We start from the raw sequence: 17,425 nt of genomic DNA on the forward strand, positions 1-17,425 counted from the left end.
GTTCGTTTCCATCCTATTGCAGTGCCTGGATCGTTCGGTCGATCTGCAGGCGGTACGGTGCGTCCCTGCGCCAGCGCGACCGGATCAGGTCCTCGACGGCATCCAGACGGGAGCGGGCCAGCGCCTGCCCCTCGCCCTGCGTGTAGTAGCTCAGCCTGATCATCGAGGGCTTGTCACGGATCTGCGCCAGCAGCGCGTCGATTCCCGCCGGCAGCGCCGGAACCGGTTCCGCCGTCGTCCCCGCGAAAGCCGCCGCCGTCAGGTCGATGTCGACCACATTGGCGATGGCCGCGCCGAAGTTCAGCTTGGTCACGGTGCCCGGCGTCAGGCGCACTGTGCGCGGGTTCTCGGTCGTGACGCTATAGCCCGTGGGTAGGGTCCGCGTGTCCAGCTTCAGCGTGAAGTTCGACCCGATGTCGGCCGGCAGTTCCGCGCAGGGCACGCTGAAGCGGCCGTAGGCATCCGTCGTGATGATAGTGCCGCTGACGGTCGCCAGGCGCACCCCAGCCAAACCCGGCTCCCCGTCCGGCAGCTGTGCCGTCGGTGTGCGGAACTTGTCCTCCACGTAGGTCTGGTCGGTGATCGCGCTGCGGTCCACCGGGGCCACGCCATCCTGATAGCCATTCAGGTTGCGGTCATCGAAGACCTTGCCGATCACGTCGCCGCAATCGAACACTGCTTCGGGGCGTCGCGACACCGTCGCCTCGGCCCGGTTCGAGATCACACTCTGTCCGGGATCCAGGACATAGGCCGTGTTGGTCAGGTCGCCGTCGCCGCCGGTCACCCGCGCCTGCAGCGTGACCGTCACCTTCTGACGCGGCGCCAGCGTGATGTCGCGCCATTCCAGGCGACGACCTGCCACGTTCGGCTGCGGCGTGTCCGCGCCGTCGTAACGCGCCGTTCCGGGCGTGAAGCTCAGCCCGTCCGGCAGCGCGTCCACGAACGTCAGGCCGGATTCGAAAACGTTATTCAGGTTCTCGAAGGTCAGGGTATAGCCGACCGCTCCGCCCAGCAGCGCCGTCTGACTGTCGGCTACCTTGACCACCCGCACGTTGGCGGGGGCCAAGGCAGGCACCGTGACCGCGCCCGTCGCCGGATCGATGATCTGGTCAGAGGTCACCGCCGCCACGTTGTCCTGCGCCGGGAAACCCTGCGTCGGATCAAGAACGACGGTCAGCCGCACCGTACCCGTCTGGCCCGGCGCAAGCGACACGTCGCCCCGCAGCGTGCCGGTCCGCCCGGAGCCGTTGAAGTCGCCCGCAGCACCGCCGGGGCCGGTGAATCCCGACACCTGCGGCACGCTGACCGACACGACCCGCGCAGGCGCGGCAAAGGCGGCAAGGTTGTCGCCAACCTGCACCCCCGTCTGCGTCACGTTGCCGGTGTTCTCGACCGTGATCGTGAAGGGATAAGCAACACGGTCCGCAGCCAACCGCCGGGGAATGCCGGCCTCCTTCGTCACCGCGACAGAGGCGTCGGTTTCCAGCACCACCACAGTTGGATCGTCGACGGTGTTGCCGTCCGCGTCGTCGCCGTTGTCTGAGGTGTCTGACAGCACGCCACCCGCCGTCAGCACAGCCGTGGCCTCGGCCACGTTCGTCAGGCCACCCGCGTCGAAATCGGCTTGCGTCAGGACGTAGTTCACTGCGTAGATATTGCTCTCTCCGACACCCAGGGTGGCGGCATCGGCCCCCCGCAGGAAGATGACGTCGCGGGTCCCGCGCGGGGTTCCATCCATCGCCGTCATCGTGTCGGTGACGACGATGTCGGTCAGCGTCACGTTCCCCGTGTTACGCACCGCGATCTCGTAGACCACCGTGTCGCCCACGGCGGTTCCGGGCGTGGCCACCGTCTTGGTCACCTCGATCCCGGGGGCGCTGCCGATCGGCAGCAGTGTCGGGTCGTCCACCGTGTTGCCGTCGTCATCGATCCCGTTGTCCGACACGTCCGTCACCGGGCCGCCCGTGGGGTCGCTGGCCGTGACGATCGCCGTGTTGGCAAGGCCGCCCGCGTCGATGTCCGCCTGGGTTAGTTCATGTTCTAGCGTCCAGACCCGTGCCACGCCCGGCAACAGCGGATCGTCCATTGTCGCAGGATCGGCAGGCAGAACGGCTGCCCCCGTGATGGCTGTGCCGTCGACGCGGGTGAACGTATCCGTCAGGGCCAGGTCAGACAGGCTGACGTTGCCCGTGTTGGTCGCCACGATGGTAAAGACCACCGTGTCGCCCGCGACCGCGCCAGACGTCGTCAGACGCTTTTCCAGCGCGATCGCTGGCCCTGCGAGTAGCGGCAGCACGGTCGCATCGTCGACCGTATTGCCGTCGGCATCGTTCCCGTTGTCCGAAATGTCGCTGACAGGCGCATTCGCCGGATCCAGTCCGCTGACCGTGGCAGAGTTGCGCAATCCGCCCGCGTCCACATCCACCTGCGTCAGCACATGCGTCAGCGTCCAGACACGGCTCTGCTGCGGAGGCAACGGATCGGCGGCAGCACCCGGTCCGACAAGCACGAGGTTCTGTTGCGTCACGTCGGTTCCGTCGAGCCGGGTGAAGCTGTCCACGATCGCGAGGTCGCGCAGCGTCACGACACCGCTATTCAGGGCCGTGATCTCGAAGACCACCGTGTCACCGACGTTGGCACCAGACTGGGTCAGCACCTTTGTGACGTCCAGACCGCCAGCGCGCGGCTGGCTTGGCACGACGGCCGTGCCCTCTGATGCGACCGGATTGTTCTGGGCGTCCCGACCCGCAACGAAGGCGGTGTTGGTGATCGTGCCGGTGTCGACGTCGGCCTGCGTCACGGTCCGCGACACCGCGCAACTGCTGTCAGAGGCACCCGGTGCGAGGTTGGCGACGGTGCAGCCATAGGCGGCGTCAATCGCCGGATCGGTCAGAACGAGGTCGCGCAACGTCAGGTTACCGTTGTTCGTCACGATGAGGTCGAAGGTCACGACGCTGCCCACATTACCAAAGGCTGCGGTGTCGGCCACCTTGTCCAGCTGCAGGTCGTTGGATGCCGCCGGCATGTCCACCGTCAGGCTGTCGGTCGCCTGAACCTGCGCGCCCCGCGGCGTGATCGCCGTCACGTCGGCGGTGTTCACAAGGGTCCCTGTATCCACATCGGTCTGCGTCACCACGTAGGTCCCGTCGCAGGCCAGAACCCCTTGCGGGGCCAGCGTCGCCTGGTCGCAGACCAGGACCGGCAGCAGCGGATCCGTCGCCGTGACATTGCGGAGCGTCTGGTTGCCCGTGTTCTGAATCGTCAGCGTATAGGTCAGCACCTGACCCACAGCCGTCACCGGCAGGTCCGCCGCCGTCTTGACCAGGGACACGGCCGACACTGTCGCTGCGGGCGACAGCACCTGTGCAGGGGTCGAGGACACAATCGTCGTGTCGCCGTCCGGCCCGAAGATCGTGCTCGCCACCGCCTCGTTCAGAATGCTGCCCGCGTCTAGGTCGGCTTGTTTCACCACATAGGTTCCGTTGCAGATGGCCTGCTCCGTCGGTGCGAGGTTGACCGTGCTGCCTTGGGAATTGAAGCAGACCAGCGGGCCCGACAGCCGCGCGTCGTCCACCACCACGTCGCGCGCATAGGCCGCGTTGCCCGTGTTCGTCACTGTGAACTGGTAGGTCAGCACGTCGCTAACCGCGTCGAACAGCAGGTCCGCCTGCGGGCTGCCGTCACCGTTCGCAACCGTCACCAGCGCCTTGTCCAACGCCAGCGCCGGCGTGCCGCCCTGCGGCACCGTCTCGCTGGCCGACGGGCTGGTCGTCGTGCCGTCGCTGGCGCGCGCCACGTTGGTCACCGATCCCAGCGCCACGTCGTTGCCATTGACCGTGTAGGTCGCCGTGCAGGTGATCGCCGCCAACGGCGCAAGACCGCCGGGCGTCGCCGGACACGACACCGGGTTGAGGTTGTCCGCCACCGTGATCGGTGCCGTGATCGTCGTGTTGCCGGTGTTCGTGACAACGTAGTCATAGGCCACGACCGCACCGATCTGGAAATTCTGCGGCTCGATCGTGGTGAAGGTCTGGCCGCCGGTCGTGATCGACACGCCGGTCTTCACCGTCTCCAGCGCCGGTGCGCGCTGAGACGGCACCGTCACCGCGTCGGGCGCACTGGTGGTCGCACCGCTCGCCGCCGTCGCCGTGTTCGTCACGCCACCCGCGTCGATGTCCGCCTGCGTCACCGCATAACTGCCCGTGCAGCTGACCAGCGCGCCAGGTGCCAGCGGGCCCGCCGGACAGGTCACGGTGCCGCCCCCGCCGGTGATCAGTGGATCGTCGATCGTGACCGGATTCGTCAGCGTCACGTTGCCCGTGTTGCGCACGTCGAACCGGAACGACAGCGTGTCGCCCACCGCCCCGAACGTCGGCCCCCCCGACACAAGAACCTTGTCCAGCGAGAGTGCGGGATTGATGGGGATCGCCAACTCTGTCGGGTCGATGGCGGGGTTGCCGTCCGCCTCGTCCGTGTCGCGGGTCTGTACCGTGACGGGGTTGCCCGTCGCCGGTGTGCCCGTCGCGACCGCGATGTTGCGAATGCCGCCGGCGTCGATGTCGGCCTGGGTCAGGATGTAACTTGCGCGCCAGATGCCGGTTTCTTCGACGGCCAGCGTCCCGGCCGGTGATCCCTGGCTGGTCGATCGCAGCACTGGACTATCGGTCAGGGTCAGCACCGTCCCATCGGCGCGGGTCAGCGTGTCGCTTGCGATTGCGACCTGCCGCAGGGTGACGTTGCCCGTGTTCGTGACGCGGATGTCGAAAACGACGCGCCCGCCCAAGGTCACGGGACCAGCCACGATTTCCTTGACCGCAGACAGCGATGCTACGACCGCGACCGACAGGTCCGTCGGATCGTTTGTCGTGTTGCCGTCCGCATCGTCACCGTCATCCGAGACATCGCTGACCGTGCCGCCCGCCGGTGCCGTGGCCGACACCGTGGCGGTATTGCGCAGACCGCCAGCATCCAAGTCCGCCTGGGTCAGGATATAGGTAAGGGTATACGCGTTGCTGGCACCCACAGCGAGGACCGACTGGGACGCACCGGCGACAAACACCGGGGCCGCCGTCGTCCGGGCGTTGCCGCTAAGGTCCGTCAGTGTGTCGGTTATCACGGGATTGGTCAGGGTCACGTTGCCGACGTTGGTCGCCGTGATCGTGAATTCCACGCTGTCGCCCACGGCCGCGCCGCCGCGCAACACGACTTTCGTCACATCCAGCAGCGGTGCCGGTGCGATCAACAGTTCGGTGGGATCGTTCGTCGTGTTCCCGTCGCCGTCGTCGCCATCGTCCGACACGTCGGTGACAGGGGTCCCGCCGGGGGCGGTGCTGCTGGCCAGCACCGTATTCCGCAATCCGCCTGCATCGATATCCGCCTGCGTCAGTGTATGGGTCAAGGTCCAGACGCGCGACTGGGCTGGCAGCAGTGGGTCGTTCACCGTCGCGGGGTCTGCGGGCACCGGCGTGGTGCCTTCAATCGCCGCACCATCGGCGCGGGTGAAGGTGTCGGTCAGGGTCAAGTCCGACAAGGTCAGCGTGCCCGTGTTGCTGGCCGTCAGCGTAAAGACCACGGGATCCCCTGCCACGAGGCCGGCGGTCGTCACGACCTTCACGATCTCGAGCCCCGCATTCCCCGCGATCGGCAGGTCGGTCGTGTCGTCCACCGTGTTGCCGTCGCCGTCGTCGCCATCGTCGGACACGTCGGTGACGGTCGCGCCGCCGGGTGCTGTGGCCGTCAGCGTCGCGGTGTTGCGCAGACCGCCTGCGTCCACATCGGCCTGTGTCAGCACATGGGTCAGTGTCCAGACCCGGCTGTCGTGCGGGGCAAGCGGATCGCCCGCAGCTCCGCCGCCGGTCAGAACCGGCGTGGCCCCCGTGATCGCGGAACCGTCGAACCGGGTGAAGCCGTCCGTCAGGACCGGGTCGGACAATGTCACGTTCCCGGTGTTCACCGCGGTGATGCTGAAGATCACCGTGTCGCCGACGGCAGAACCCGTCTGCGTAATCACCTTCGTCACATCGAGGGCCGGGGCCGGGGCTACCGCAAATACGGTGGGATCGTCGGTTGTGTTGCCGTCGGCATCGTCGTTGTCATCCGACACGTCGCTGATCGGGCTGCCAGATGGATCGGCCGTCGCGGCGGTCACGCTGTTGGTCAGACCTCCGGCGTCGATGTCGTCCTGCGTCAGGGTATGGCTGACCGTCCAGCGCCAGACCTCTGCCAGATCAAGGGCGCCGTTGCCGTTCGTGTCGCTGGCCGCCACGAAGGCGGGCTGCGGTTGCGGCGTGATCGGGGTCGTGTCGGCGCGACGCAGATCCTCGGTCAGGACGGGCGCGGTCAGGGTAACATTGCCGGTGTTCGCGACGCGGATCTCGAACGTCACGACACTTCCCGGGATTACGGGTGCGGGTTGCGACTGGATGACCTTGACCACATCGATGGCGCCGGCGGCCTGCACCGGCACGACGGTCGGGTCATCGCCGTCCCCTGCCCCGTTGTCGGACACCTCCGTCACGGGATTGCTCAGTGGATCGTTCGCCGTGGCCGTCACGCTGTTGGTGATGCCACCCGCATCGATATCGGCCTGCGTCAGCGTGTAGGTCACCGTATAGATGCGCGCCTCGCCCACCTCGAACACGCCGGTCGCGCCGTCGTCACCGCTGACAAGCGTCACGGTCGGTGTCCCCACGACATCGGTGCCGCCGATACGACGCACGGCGTCGGACAGGGCCGGTTCGGTCAGGGTGACGTTGCCGGTGTTGGTGAGCGCCACCTGAAACACGATATCCGTTCCCGCCGCGAAGCTCGCCGGAAGCGACGGCACAGTCTTGATCGCCGTCATCGCCGGCGCGGGTGGCGCCAGATTGACACGGGCACGCGCAATATCCGTCGGACCTGCACCACCGCCCGTCAGGGAGGACGTCAGACTGACGCTGTTCCGCACGGCATTGCCGGAATCAATGTCGGCTTGGGTCACAATGTAGGTTGCGGTCAGAACCGCTTCCTCGCCAGGTTCCAGCCGCGCGATCACGCCACCGTCCGAAATGGGCAACTGCCGCAGACCCGAGGCGCTGTTGTGAAAATCGACGAGCGTGATGTCCGTCAACGTGACGTTGCCGGGGTTCTGCACGGTGTAGGTGTAGGTGACCTCGGTCCCTGCGGTCACGTTGCTCGTGACGGATGGTACCTTGCTGATGCTGACGTCGGGGGTGACGGTGGCGTCGATCGTCTCGGACGCGGCGGCGGTCAGTGGCGCGCCGCCATAGTCATTTGCCGCCGTCACCGTGGCATTGTTGGTAACGAAACCTGCGTTCACATCGTTCTGGTCGACAACGTCGGTGCCGCGACATGCGAGCGTCTGCGACGGCAAGAGTCCCCCTGCGGGCAGCGGATCACACGTGACATTGGTGATCCGGTCGTCGGTGATCGCAGGCAGGCTGTTCAGTGTGACGTTGCCGATATTGGCGACGGTATAAACGTAGGTCAGGGTCTGGCCGGCAAGGTTGAAGGTCGGTGATCCGTCGCCAGCGGTCAGTGGGCCGGAACCCGTCTTTCCCAGCCCGATCTGCGGCTGACGATCGGGGCCGGTCAGCGACTCGGTCCCTGTTTCGGTCAGCGGTGCCGCGCCAGGATTGGCGGGCTGTGCCGTCGCCGTGGCCGTGTTGTCGATCGCGCCGCGATCGATATCCGCCTGCGTCACGACAAGGTCGAACACGCAGGTCGTGTCCGTCGCACCGGGCGCAAGAGTCGCGATGTCGCAGGTCCCGGGCACCAGGCTGTCCGTGACGGAGATGCCGTTCAGGGTGATGTTCCCGGTGTTCGCCACGGCGATGCTGAAGCTGAGCGTTTCACCAACGGTGCTGAAGTCCGTCAGGCCGCCCGTGGGAATCAGGGTCTTGGTGACGGTCATCGCCGGGGTCGGCGCGGCGACGGCATAGGTCGCACTCTCGTTGCCGGTCACAGGGGCACCCTGCAACGTCGTCGCTTCCGCCGTTGCGGTGTTGGCAATCGCGGCACCGGCGTCTACGTCGGATTGCGTGACGGTGTAGGTGCCCGTGCAGGTCAGCGCCGCGCCGGGGGTTGCCCCGGCGGGGGGTGCCAGCGTTACGGGTGCTGTCGCATCGCAAGTAACCGCGCCGACGAAAGGATCGTTAACCGTGACGCCCTGCAGGGTCTGGGTGCCGGTGTTCTGCGCGACGATGGTGAACAGGACCACATCACCGGCGGCAGCAGGCTGGCCGGGGCTGGTCTGGTTGTCGGCCGACTTGGCGACCGTCAGCGCGGGGTTCGCGATGGCGTCCACACGCGCCTGCACGACCGGCGATGCCACGTCTTCGCCCGCAAAGGATGACCGCGCAAAGGCGTTGTTGATGACGAAACCGCCGGTCGCACCCGGACGCAACGCGTCGACGTCGGCCTGCGTGACCGTATAGCTGCCGGTGCAGGTGATCGCGTCGCCAGGTTCAAGAGGATTGGCCCCGTCAACCACAGGGCAGGAAATCGGCGTCGTGATCTTGTCGTCGATAACCACGACCGGCTCGATAAAGGCGGGCGGTGCTGTCCCGGAGGAGGTGTTGGTCACGACGAAGGTGTAGGGAATGACATCCCCCGCGGCGGAAAAACTTGCAACCTGCGGAGTCTTGCTGATCGACAACGTCGGCGCGGCCCCCGGCGGAATCGTCAGCGACGTCGGGTCCGACGTGACGGTGCCGTTCGTGCCGCTGGCCGTGTTCGTGACGCTGCCGAACTCTACGTCGCGAACTGCGATCGTGTAGGTTGCAGTGCAACTGTGTCACCGGGTGCCAGGCTTGCCGTCCCGCAGCTGATGGGGCCGGGAATCTTATCGTCGTTGACATTGATCGGTCCCGCAATCGTGGTATTGCCGTCGTTGATCAGGTCATAGCGATAGGTCGCGATCTGGCCGGGCGAGAATGCATCGAGGGTGACAAGGGATTTGGCAACGCTCAGGTTCGGGCGCCGCACGCCGATCGCCGTTGCAGTGCCTGGCACGGCTGTGGTCACTGTGTTGCCGCCGAACTGAGTAGACGCAGTTGCGGTATTGGCAAAACGCCCTGCATCCACATCCACTTGGGTCGGTGCATAGGGCAGCGCGCAGATCACCTGTGCACGTGGCGCGAGCGGTGCCGTCGTGCAGGTCAGCGGCGCAGGTTGGATCAGCGGGTCCGATACGGTGATGGGGTCGGTGGTCGTGACGTTACCGGCGTTGCGGACGATAAATTCGAAAACAAGGTTGTTGGGGTTGCCTGAATTCGACAGGTCGCCCGGCGCGTCGAATGTCGCGGCTGTGCCGGGACGGATGCGCTTGGTGATGGTCAGGGCAGGTTGCTGATCGGCGTCAACGGTCACGCTGTCGGGTGCGGACGTCACGACAGCGAGCCCGTCGGGATAGGTGGCCGAGGCCTGCACCCGCTGCGACACGCGGGCCGTGGCGGTGTTCGTCACATCGCCTGCGTCAAGATCGGCCTGCGTGACAGGGTACGTCGCAATGCATGTCAGCGCCGCACCGGGGCTAAGCCCACCCACGGCCAGCGCGGGACAAGTCACCGTCGTGCGGTCGTCCGCGACTCTGATGGGTGACGTCAAGGTCGTGTTGCCACGGTTCGTGACGACGTAGTCGTAGGTGATCGTATCCCCGACCGCGTCGAAAGGCGCACCAGACGTCACCGATTTGACCAGTTCGAGGGCCGGCAACTGGTCCGGGCCCTTGACCGACAGCGTGGCGGTCTGCGTCGCGGGTGTGCCGCGCGTGGTATCGCCCGCGACGGTCACCGTGTTCTCGATCTCGCCCCGGTCGATATCGGCCTGGGTGACGGTGTAGGTATCCGACAGCGGGCTGCCGTCGCCGCAGGTCAGGGCCTCTTCACCCGGCGCAAGATCCGCAAGGGCGCAGGTAAAGCCGGTCAGCGGATCATTGATCGCAAGGTTGGTCAGCGTAACGTTGCCGGTGTTGCGGGCCGTGAAGGTGTAGGTTTTTGTCGCCGGAAGGTTCGCGAAGGTTCCCGCAGGCGCATCAGCGACCTTGGTCACGGCCAATGCGGGGGACTGAGCCGGGCCGGTCACGATCACCGTATCAGCACCGTTGATCGGGGCACCGTCAAGACCGGTGCCGGTAAAGGTCGCCGCATTCTCGATTTGGCCCACGTCAATGTCGGCCTGCGTGATCTCGTAACTGCCGCGGCAGGTGGTATCGGTTGCACCGGGTGCCAGATCGGCGATGTTGCAGACCAGATCAGGATTGAAGAAGGTGTCGGTGATCGTCAGTCCGGTCAGGGTTACGCCGCCTGTGTTGCGCAGGCTCAGGACGAAATCGACCGCATCGCCGATGGCCGTGAACGTCGCGGGCGCCGTCTTGTCAAAGACGAAGCTGGCGACACGGTCAGACCCAACAGCCGTAATTGTTGCATCAGACGTATCGTTCGCGTCAGGTGTGACCCCCGCCGCAGTGGCGATCGCGGTGTTGACGTAGCTTCCGGCATCGAAATCGGCCTGCGTCGTCAGGCGTGTCACCGTACAGGACGGATCTGTCGCGGTCGGGGCGATTGTTGGAATAACGCAGGTATAGTCCAGCGCAGCGTCCGTGACGGTCACGTTATTCAGCGTCAGGTTGCCGGTGTTCTGAACGGCAAAGCTATAGGTGGCCGTCTGTCCCGGTGCCGTGAACGTCGCATCGCCGGTTTCCGTGACAACCACGGATTTGGCCAGGCTTAGCGTCCGCGTGGCAAAGGTCGGGTCGATGGGGGTCGTGGCGTCTGCCGTATCGCTCAGCGTGACGCCGGTCGGCGTAGTGGCTGTTGCGGTCACGGTGTTGTCGATCTGTCCGGCGTCCAGATCTGCCTGCGTGACCTGATAACTGCCGGTGCATGTCACGACATTGTTCGGCGCCTGCGACGCGGGTGGAACCGGCCCGGCCGTGTTCGGCGTGGCCGAACCGATGCAGCTGATCGCCGGGTTTGGCTGATCTATCAGCGGATCGCTTAATACGACCGATGTCAGGGTTTGCGCGGACGTGTTGGTGATCGTGAAAGTGTAGTTGACCGTGTCGCCGAGAAGCTGGAAAGGTCCATCCGACACCTTTCCAATCGTGAAGCTGGGCGTGACGTTGGCCGGAACGGTCGCAGTCGCGGGTGGGACGACCTGCGTGATCCCGCTGCCGACGTTGTAAACGACCGTGACGGTTGCCGTGTTTTCGTATTGCCCCGCATCGATGTCGGCCTGCGTGATGGTCCGAACTGCGGTACAGGTGACGGAGTCCCCTACTGCGAGGTTCACAGGAGGGACGCAGGCCGGACTGAAGGTGGTTCCGGGGTCCTGGATGTCGAAAGTGTCGCCAAAGTCGGTCCCGATCGCACCCCCGCTGTTGTTTGTCAGTATGATCGTAAAGCTCACCTGATCACCCAGGCTGTCGAAGGAAGGCGTTACCGCCGTCTTCGCGAGGCCGAGATCGTAGATCGTGTTTCGTGCGGCAACGGCGTTGCTGTCGTTGGACCGCGTGCCATCTGCCCCCGTCGCAAAGGCCGTATTTCGAATTTCGCCCGCGGTCACGTCGGCGGTGGTGGTCGTGTAAGGCCGGCTGCACGAGATCGCAGCACCGACGTTCAGCGTCCCGGTAGCACAGTCGAAAGGCGCACCCAGCAAGGGATCGGTCACACGGATCGGGCCGGGGATCGCGACGTTACCGCTGTTGGTCACGCTGAAGGCATAGGTGATCGTCTCACCCGCGTTGGCAAATGCAGTCGGCGTCGCCGTCTTGCTGAGCGACAGCGCCGGCGTGCGCGTGCCGTTGACTGAAACCGTGCGCGGCGCGGAGGTTATCGTCCCACCGCCGTTCGGAGCCGTGGCCGAGGCCGTCGCTGTGTTGGTCACGACGCCCGCGTTCAGATCCGCCTGGGTGACGGAATAAGGAGCCGAGGTGCATGTAATGGCGGTGCCGGGCGCGATGGTGGATACGGGACAGGTCACGGGCACCGCCGTGCTTGTCGCGCCGACGGTGTTGTCCGCCACGACAGGCGCGCTCAGGGTCACGTTGCCGGTGTTGCGCAGCACGAAGTCGTAGGTCAACGACTGGCCCACAGCGGTAAAGGGATTGGGCCCGCTTGCCAGCCGCTTGGTCATGGTCAGGCTGCGTGTGGTCTGGGCAGGCAGTGTCACGTCGTCTGTCGCCTGCCCGGTCACGCCAGCCACAGTGATGCTGGCCGTCGCCGTGTTCAACAGCGAGCCTGCATCAAGATCCGCCTGCGTGATGGTGTAAGGCCTGCTGCATGTGATCGTCTGACCCGGTGCCACGGCCCCTGCGGGACAGGTCGGCGTGCCTGCCTTTGGATCGCTGATCGCCGGGGCCGCGGGCCATGTCACGTTGCCGGTGTTGCGGACCGCAAAGCGGAAATCGATGACATCCCCCACCGCATCGTAATTCGCCTGCAAGGCCGTCTTGTCCAATGTCAGCGTCACGATGGCGGCCGGTCCCGGCAGGCTCGACTGTCCTGTGTTGGTCACCTGCGCGCCGCGCGGCGTTGTCGCGCGAACGGTCGCGGTATTGGCCAGTCGCGTGCCATTGATGGCAAAGGCATCCACATCCGACTGCGTCACGGTGTAATTCAGCGTGCAGCTGGCGGTGTTCGTCGCATTGTCCGCAGACAGCGGCAAGAGCGTGGCGAAGCTGCACGTCTGACCCGGAATCCGCGGATCGGAAATCACGACGTTGCGCAGGGTCGTGTTGCCGGTGTTGGTGGACGTCAGAGTATAGGCGACGGTGCTGCCCGCCGCGCCGAACGGGTTGGGCGCACCGCTTTTGGTCAGCGTGATCGCATTGTTCGCGGTGGGCCCGGTGACGGTCACGGTGTCGCTCACGGTGCCAAGCTGACCATACTCCGGTGTGCCGTTGGCCCTTGCGATATTGGTGACCGTTCCGGAATCGATATCCGCCTGCGTGATCCGGTAACTGCCGGTGCAGGTCAGCTCCTTCGGTTGCCCATCCCCGCTGCGTGTCCGTGCAAGGGAATTGTTCGGCGGTGCCGGACAGGCGACGTTCGGAATGCGGTCATCCACCACTGTGATGTTGTCGATATCCACCGATCCGATGTTGCGCACCGTGTAGATGTAGTTGAAGACGTCACCGACCTGCGTGTAGGCGGCGATGCTGCCGACCAGCGACTTGTCGAACTCGTACCCCGGCGCGATGGTGCGCAGGTCGTCACGCGGCAGCGAGGACCCGCGCCGGAAGTCCCAGTAGTTGTCGTTGGGGTCCCGGTCAAAGACCTGGCTTGCAGTCTGATTGGTTTGAAGGATGTTGGCCAGCAACGCAGTGTTGGTCGAGGAAAACCAACCTGTGTCAAAGGTGTTGTTGCCGAAACCCGTTCCCAGACCGTAGCTGACAGTGCCAGCATCGTTCGTGTTGTCAGTGGTCCGGCCCGACCAGTTGCCGACGTCAAACCCGTTGAGCCGCAGCGTGATGTCGTTCTGGTCAAATCCGCCGACCTGCGTGTCGCCATCATAGGCAGAGAACCGGATATCGACACGCGCGATCGCGCCACCGAAATAGTTGGTGCAGGATCGGAAGCCGCAGTCCAGGGTGATGGGGTTGTTGATCGTGAAGGGATTGCCCCGGAACTGCGTCGGCGACCCGGTGTTCTGATAACCGACGAATGCCCCGGCCGGATCGGAGAATTGGTAATAGATGTTGCCGTTGACGCCCGTGATGACCAGGGCGACGCCCCCTGCTTGGGGATATTCGGCTGGCAACTGAACGCCCGTGGCAGGAACGGTCATCGTGAAAGGGGTTGCAGCGGCAGGAGCGATTCCGAAACATGCGCAGAACAGCAGCACCAATGATGCGAATGAAATCCTGATCCAGGATAAGAGCCACGACCTGCTTTTCCGTTCAGTCGAATCCGCTTCACAGTCGGACTTCGTGACGTTTCCAAGCATGAATTTCAGTCCTGACCACAAGCATGATAGCGTTTTTACGAACCACGGCCCGCCACCGTGGAAGCAACATTTGCATCCGCGCGTTTTTGATGGTCCGCTTTCAAATCAATCAATACAGCAAAATCTGATCTGCGTTTGCCTGCTCATTTCTTTGATCTGCCGAGCCCACTGAACGTGTTGCAAAATTGTTTCTCGGAGAAATCCCTAAGGAACGTCTGCTCAACGTTCCCAGCTGCGCTGAGGCTGCCGCCTGAGCGCTTTTGGGGGGGCCTTTTGGAGGCGAAAGCGGTCTAAGTCATGCTCTCAATGCCGCTCTTGCGGCCTGACACCCGTTTCCGGGCGGACTCGTCCTCATGCCATCAGCTTTCGTCGCACGAGGAAGAGGTTGCCGAGCGCAAACAGCGTGAAGAGCTGGGCCCGGTTCTTGGCGAGGCCGCGGTAGCGAGTCTTCACATGGCCAAACTGGCATTTGATGACACGGAAGGGATGCTCGACCCTGGCCCTTACCTTGGCGATGATGCGGTTGGTGCTTTCCTCAAGTGGATGCAGGTTGCCGCCCTTTGGGGCCTTGCGCATGACGCCCCAGAACTGGCCTGACCTGCCCCCCGGTCGTCCCTCATTCATAACGAGAGTCCTTGGGTTTGATAGTCGTCGGTTTCGGGTGTGGCAAGCGCGCCGGGCGCGGTGCCATCAAGTAGCTCAAGCGCGCGGCGCGCTTCTGCTGGGGTCTTGTTGCCGAGCGATGAATGCGGCCTGACGTTGTTGTAATCATAGCGCCAGATGGCAAGCGTTCGGCGGGCGTCGGCCAGGCTGTCGAAGATTTCCTCGTTGAGGCATTCGTCGCGCAAGCTGCCGTTGAATGACTCGATGTAGCCGTTCTGCTGCGGCTTGCCGGGATCGATGTAATGCCACTCGACCTTGTTGTCGTTTGCCCATTTCAGGATGGCCTTGCTGGTGAACTCCGTTCCGTAGCATGTTGGGAATGAAGTGCCGTTCAAGGTTATGGCCGCCTGCGCAGCCTCCAAAATTGCGCAGCAGGCGGCCATAACCGGGTCTCGGGTCTCTATGGTGGTTTTGCGAACCACACCACAGAGGAGACCGGCCATGGCCAAGGTTGAACATACTTCGGATGCCCGCGTTCTGGTAGGCATCGACATTTCCAAACACCGGCACGAGGTGCTGATTGCCGTCCCGGGCAAGACGCGGCGGCGGCGCATGACGATCACCAATTCCACCGACGACTTCATGCGCCTGATCGCGATCTTGCGGGAATATGGCCTGCCGGTCCGGATCGGGTTTGAGGCCACCGGCAACTATCACCGTGTGCTGATGTATCATCTCGGCGTCGCCGGGTTCGACCTGAAGCTGGTATCCTCGGTCGCCCTCGCCCGCACACGCGAGGCGCTGCACAACAGCTGGGACAAGAATGATCCGAAGGATGCGCAAGTCATCTTGCACATGCTGCAAATCGGCGCGGTGCAGATCTTCCAGGACCCGATGGTCGCCGGTACGAATGACATTCAGGAATTGTCCAAGACTCATGATGCGGTGTCGCGGTCCAAGACCGAGCTGTGGCATCGGATTTTGACCCACTATCTGCCACTTTATTTTCCCGAGGCCGACCGCTTCCACCGCAGCTCGCGCACCGACTGGTTCCTGGCCTTCCTCGAGATGTTCCCGTCTCCACACATGATATCTGCCCTGACCAAGGATGAGTTCACCAAGGCGGCCTGGGAAGTGGTTGGACGCAAGGTCGAGAAGACCCTCATGTTGTCAGATATTTACGAGACGGCGAAGACTTCCGCGGGGCTGCCCGTGTCGCCGGATTCTGACGCCATCAGGATGTTCCGCATGATGCTGGCCGAAGGCAGAAGCCTGATCCGCCAACGCAATGCCATCGAAGGCCGTGCCGTCGAACTGCTCGGCGATCGTCCCGATTACCTGCTGCTGCGCACCATTCCCGGCATCGGGCCGATCAACGCCCTGACGATCCTGGCCGAGACCGGTGACCTGCGCCGCTTCCGTCATCACCGGCAGTTTCTGAAGTTTTGCGGCATGGATCTGGCAACCGTCCAGTCCGGCATGTTCCGCGGTCGAAGCAAGATCTCCAAATACGGCAACGCCCGTTTGCGCCGCACTTTGTGGCTTGCAGGGCAGACGGCGGTCATGAAGAAGGCCAACAGCTTCCGCGACAAGTTCGAGCGTTACATTGCGCAAGATCGTCACAACCCGGATTTGCGCCGCAAGGCTTACACAGCCATCGCCGCAAAGATGGCCCGCACCATTCACGCCGTGATCAAATCCGGCGAACCCTATCGTCCCTTCTTCGAGGGGACGAGCCCAGGCGGAAGGACCCCTCTCTGTAGAGCCGTGGAGGCAGGTTCCTGACCTCGTAGATAATGTTCGGGCCTTCCGCTTGGGATTTAGGATCTCGTCTTAAGGACGGTGAGGGCGGCATCGTGGCCGACCCTGTATTTGCTATGGGAGAGACCACTTCTTGACGGCGGAGCCCGCCCGGGCAACAATTCAAAAGGTATCCGGTAGCTCGGATGCCATGTGATCTGACGCCCTAAACAGCGTTTTGTTCCCGAGCTAGGACGTTGTCCGACCTTATGTATTCCGGCGGACCGCGTGAGGCATGAACAGATCAGTCAAGGCGTCGACCACATCCGTTGAATTGAGCCTGCGTTTGACCCGGATCACCAGCGCCTCCTTCGTGAACTCTTCGATGATGTTGAGCGTGCGGAAGACTCGCCCGTCGTGGGTCCGGTCCCGACAAAGTCATAGGACCAGACATGGTTCGGACGCTCGGGTCGGAGCCGGACGCAGGAGCCATCATTCAGCCAAATCCGACCTTTCTTGGGCTGCTTTTGTGGGACGCCTCACGCCCTTCCTGCCGCCAGATCCGGTCGACCCTTTTATGGTTCACATGCCAGCCACTGTTGTTCAGCAGTCCCGTCGTCATTGTCGCTCGGACCAATGGCGCAACAATGACGACCATGCGATATCCATAGCGGCCAAACTCTTCGGCCAACGCGGTGATGTCCTCGGTCAGCCGGGCTTCGTCCGGCAGACCACAGGGCACCTTGCGGCTTACGTCGAGCGATGCTGACCCAATGTGCGGCAAACCCGGCGCTCCGATACACTGAGGGTTTGCCGCACATGATCAATGCACTGCCTGCGGCGAGAAGGGCTCAGTAGTTTCCCCCGTGCAGCCTCGGCGAGATCATCTTATCCAACGTCAGATCCGAGACAGCACGTCTGAGTCTGCTATTCTCGGCCTCCAGCTCTTTCAGCCGCTTGAGCTGATCCCGGCTCATGCCGCCATACTCCTTGCGCCACCGATAGTAGGTCTGAACCGTGACACCGATCTGCCGCACGGCCTCCTGAACCGATTTGCCTTGCCCTTGCAGCACTTCAACTTGTCGCAGCTTCAGCACGATATCCTCGGGCTTCTCTCGCTTGCCACCCATCTCGT

The 17,425-nt window shown here is 64.0% G+C and carries 5 protein-coding genes and 3 pseudogenes; 3 read left to right on the forward strand and 5 right to left on the reverse strand.

What is annotated here, in order from left to right:
- Window positions 1-13: 13 nt before the first annotated feature.
- Window positions 14-8,656 (reverse strand): beta strand repeat-containing protein, encoded by an 8,643-nt coding sequence (locus GLR48_RS24400; RefSeq protein WP_237066692.1) that lies wholly within the window; start codon window positions 8,654-8,656, stop codon window positions 14-16.
- Here GLR48_RS24400 and GLR48_RS25885 point away from each other — a divergent pair.
- On the forward strand, window positions 8,643-8,777 hold the full coding sequence (locus GLR48_RS25885) for a hypothetical protein (RefSeq protein WP_272911722.1): 135 nt from the start codon (window positions 8,643-8,645) through the stop codon (window positions 8,775-8,777). The genes GLR48_RS24400 and GLR48_RS25885 overlap by 14 nt on opposite strands.
- On the opposite strand, the gene GLR48_RS24405 is transcribed toward GLR48_RS25885, so the two are convergent.
- A complete protein-coding gene (locus GLR48_RS24405; protein ID WP_237066694.1) occupies window positions 8,752-13,761 on the reverse strand; it encodes a beta strand repeat-containing protein in 5,010 nt (1,669 codons plus the stop codon). The two genes, GLR48_RS25885 and GLR48_RS24405, sit on opposite strands and share 26 nt — an antisense overlap.
- A 10-nt stretch (window positions 13,762-13,771) precedes the next feature.
- Here GLR48_RS24405 and GLR48_RS24410 point away from each other — a divergent pair, with 10 nt between their 5' ends.
- Window positions 13,772-14,119 carry a hypothetical protein gene (locus tag GLR48_RS24410; protein WP_237066696.1) on the forward strand — a complete coding sequence of 116 codons (348 nt, stop codon included), beginning with the start codon at window positions 13,772-13,774 and terminating at the stop codon, window positions 14,117-14,119.
- 179 nt (window positions 14,120-14,298) lie between these two features.
- On the opposite strand, the pseudogene GLR48_RS24415 reads toward GLR48_RS24410, so the two are convergent.
- Window positions 14,299-14,538 (reverse strand): annotated as a pseudogene (locus GLR48_RS24415) (transposase); the annotation flags it as partial.
- A gap of 29 nt (window positions 14,539-14,567) precedes the next feature.
- Window positions 14,568-14,915, reverse strand: a pseudogene (locus GLR48_RS24420) (integrase core domain-containing protein); the annotation flags it as partial.
- A gap of 136 nt (window positions 14,916-15,051) precedes the next feature.
- Here GLR48_RS24420 and GLR48_RS24425 point away from each other — a divergent pair.
- Entirely contained in the window at window positions 15,052-16,335 is a 1,284-nt protein-coding gene (locus GLR48_RS24425) for an IS110 family transposase (protein WP_237066606.1), read from the forward strand.
- A gap of 211 nt (window positions 16,336-16,546) precedes the next feature.
- Here GLR48_RS24425 and GLR48_RS24430 read toward each other — a convergent pair.
- Window positions 16,547-17,420: pseudogene (locus GLR48_RS24430) on the reverse strand (IS3 family transposase); the annotation flags it as partial.
- Window positions 17,421-17,425 lie beyond the last annotated feature (5 nt).

Source organism: Loktanella sp. M215 (assembly GCF_021735925.1).
Taxonomy (GTDB): Bacteria; Pseudomonadota; Alphaproteobacteria; order Rhodobacterales; family Rhodobacteraceae; genus Loktanella.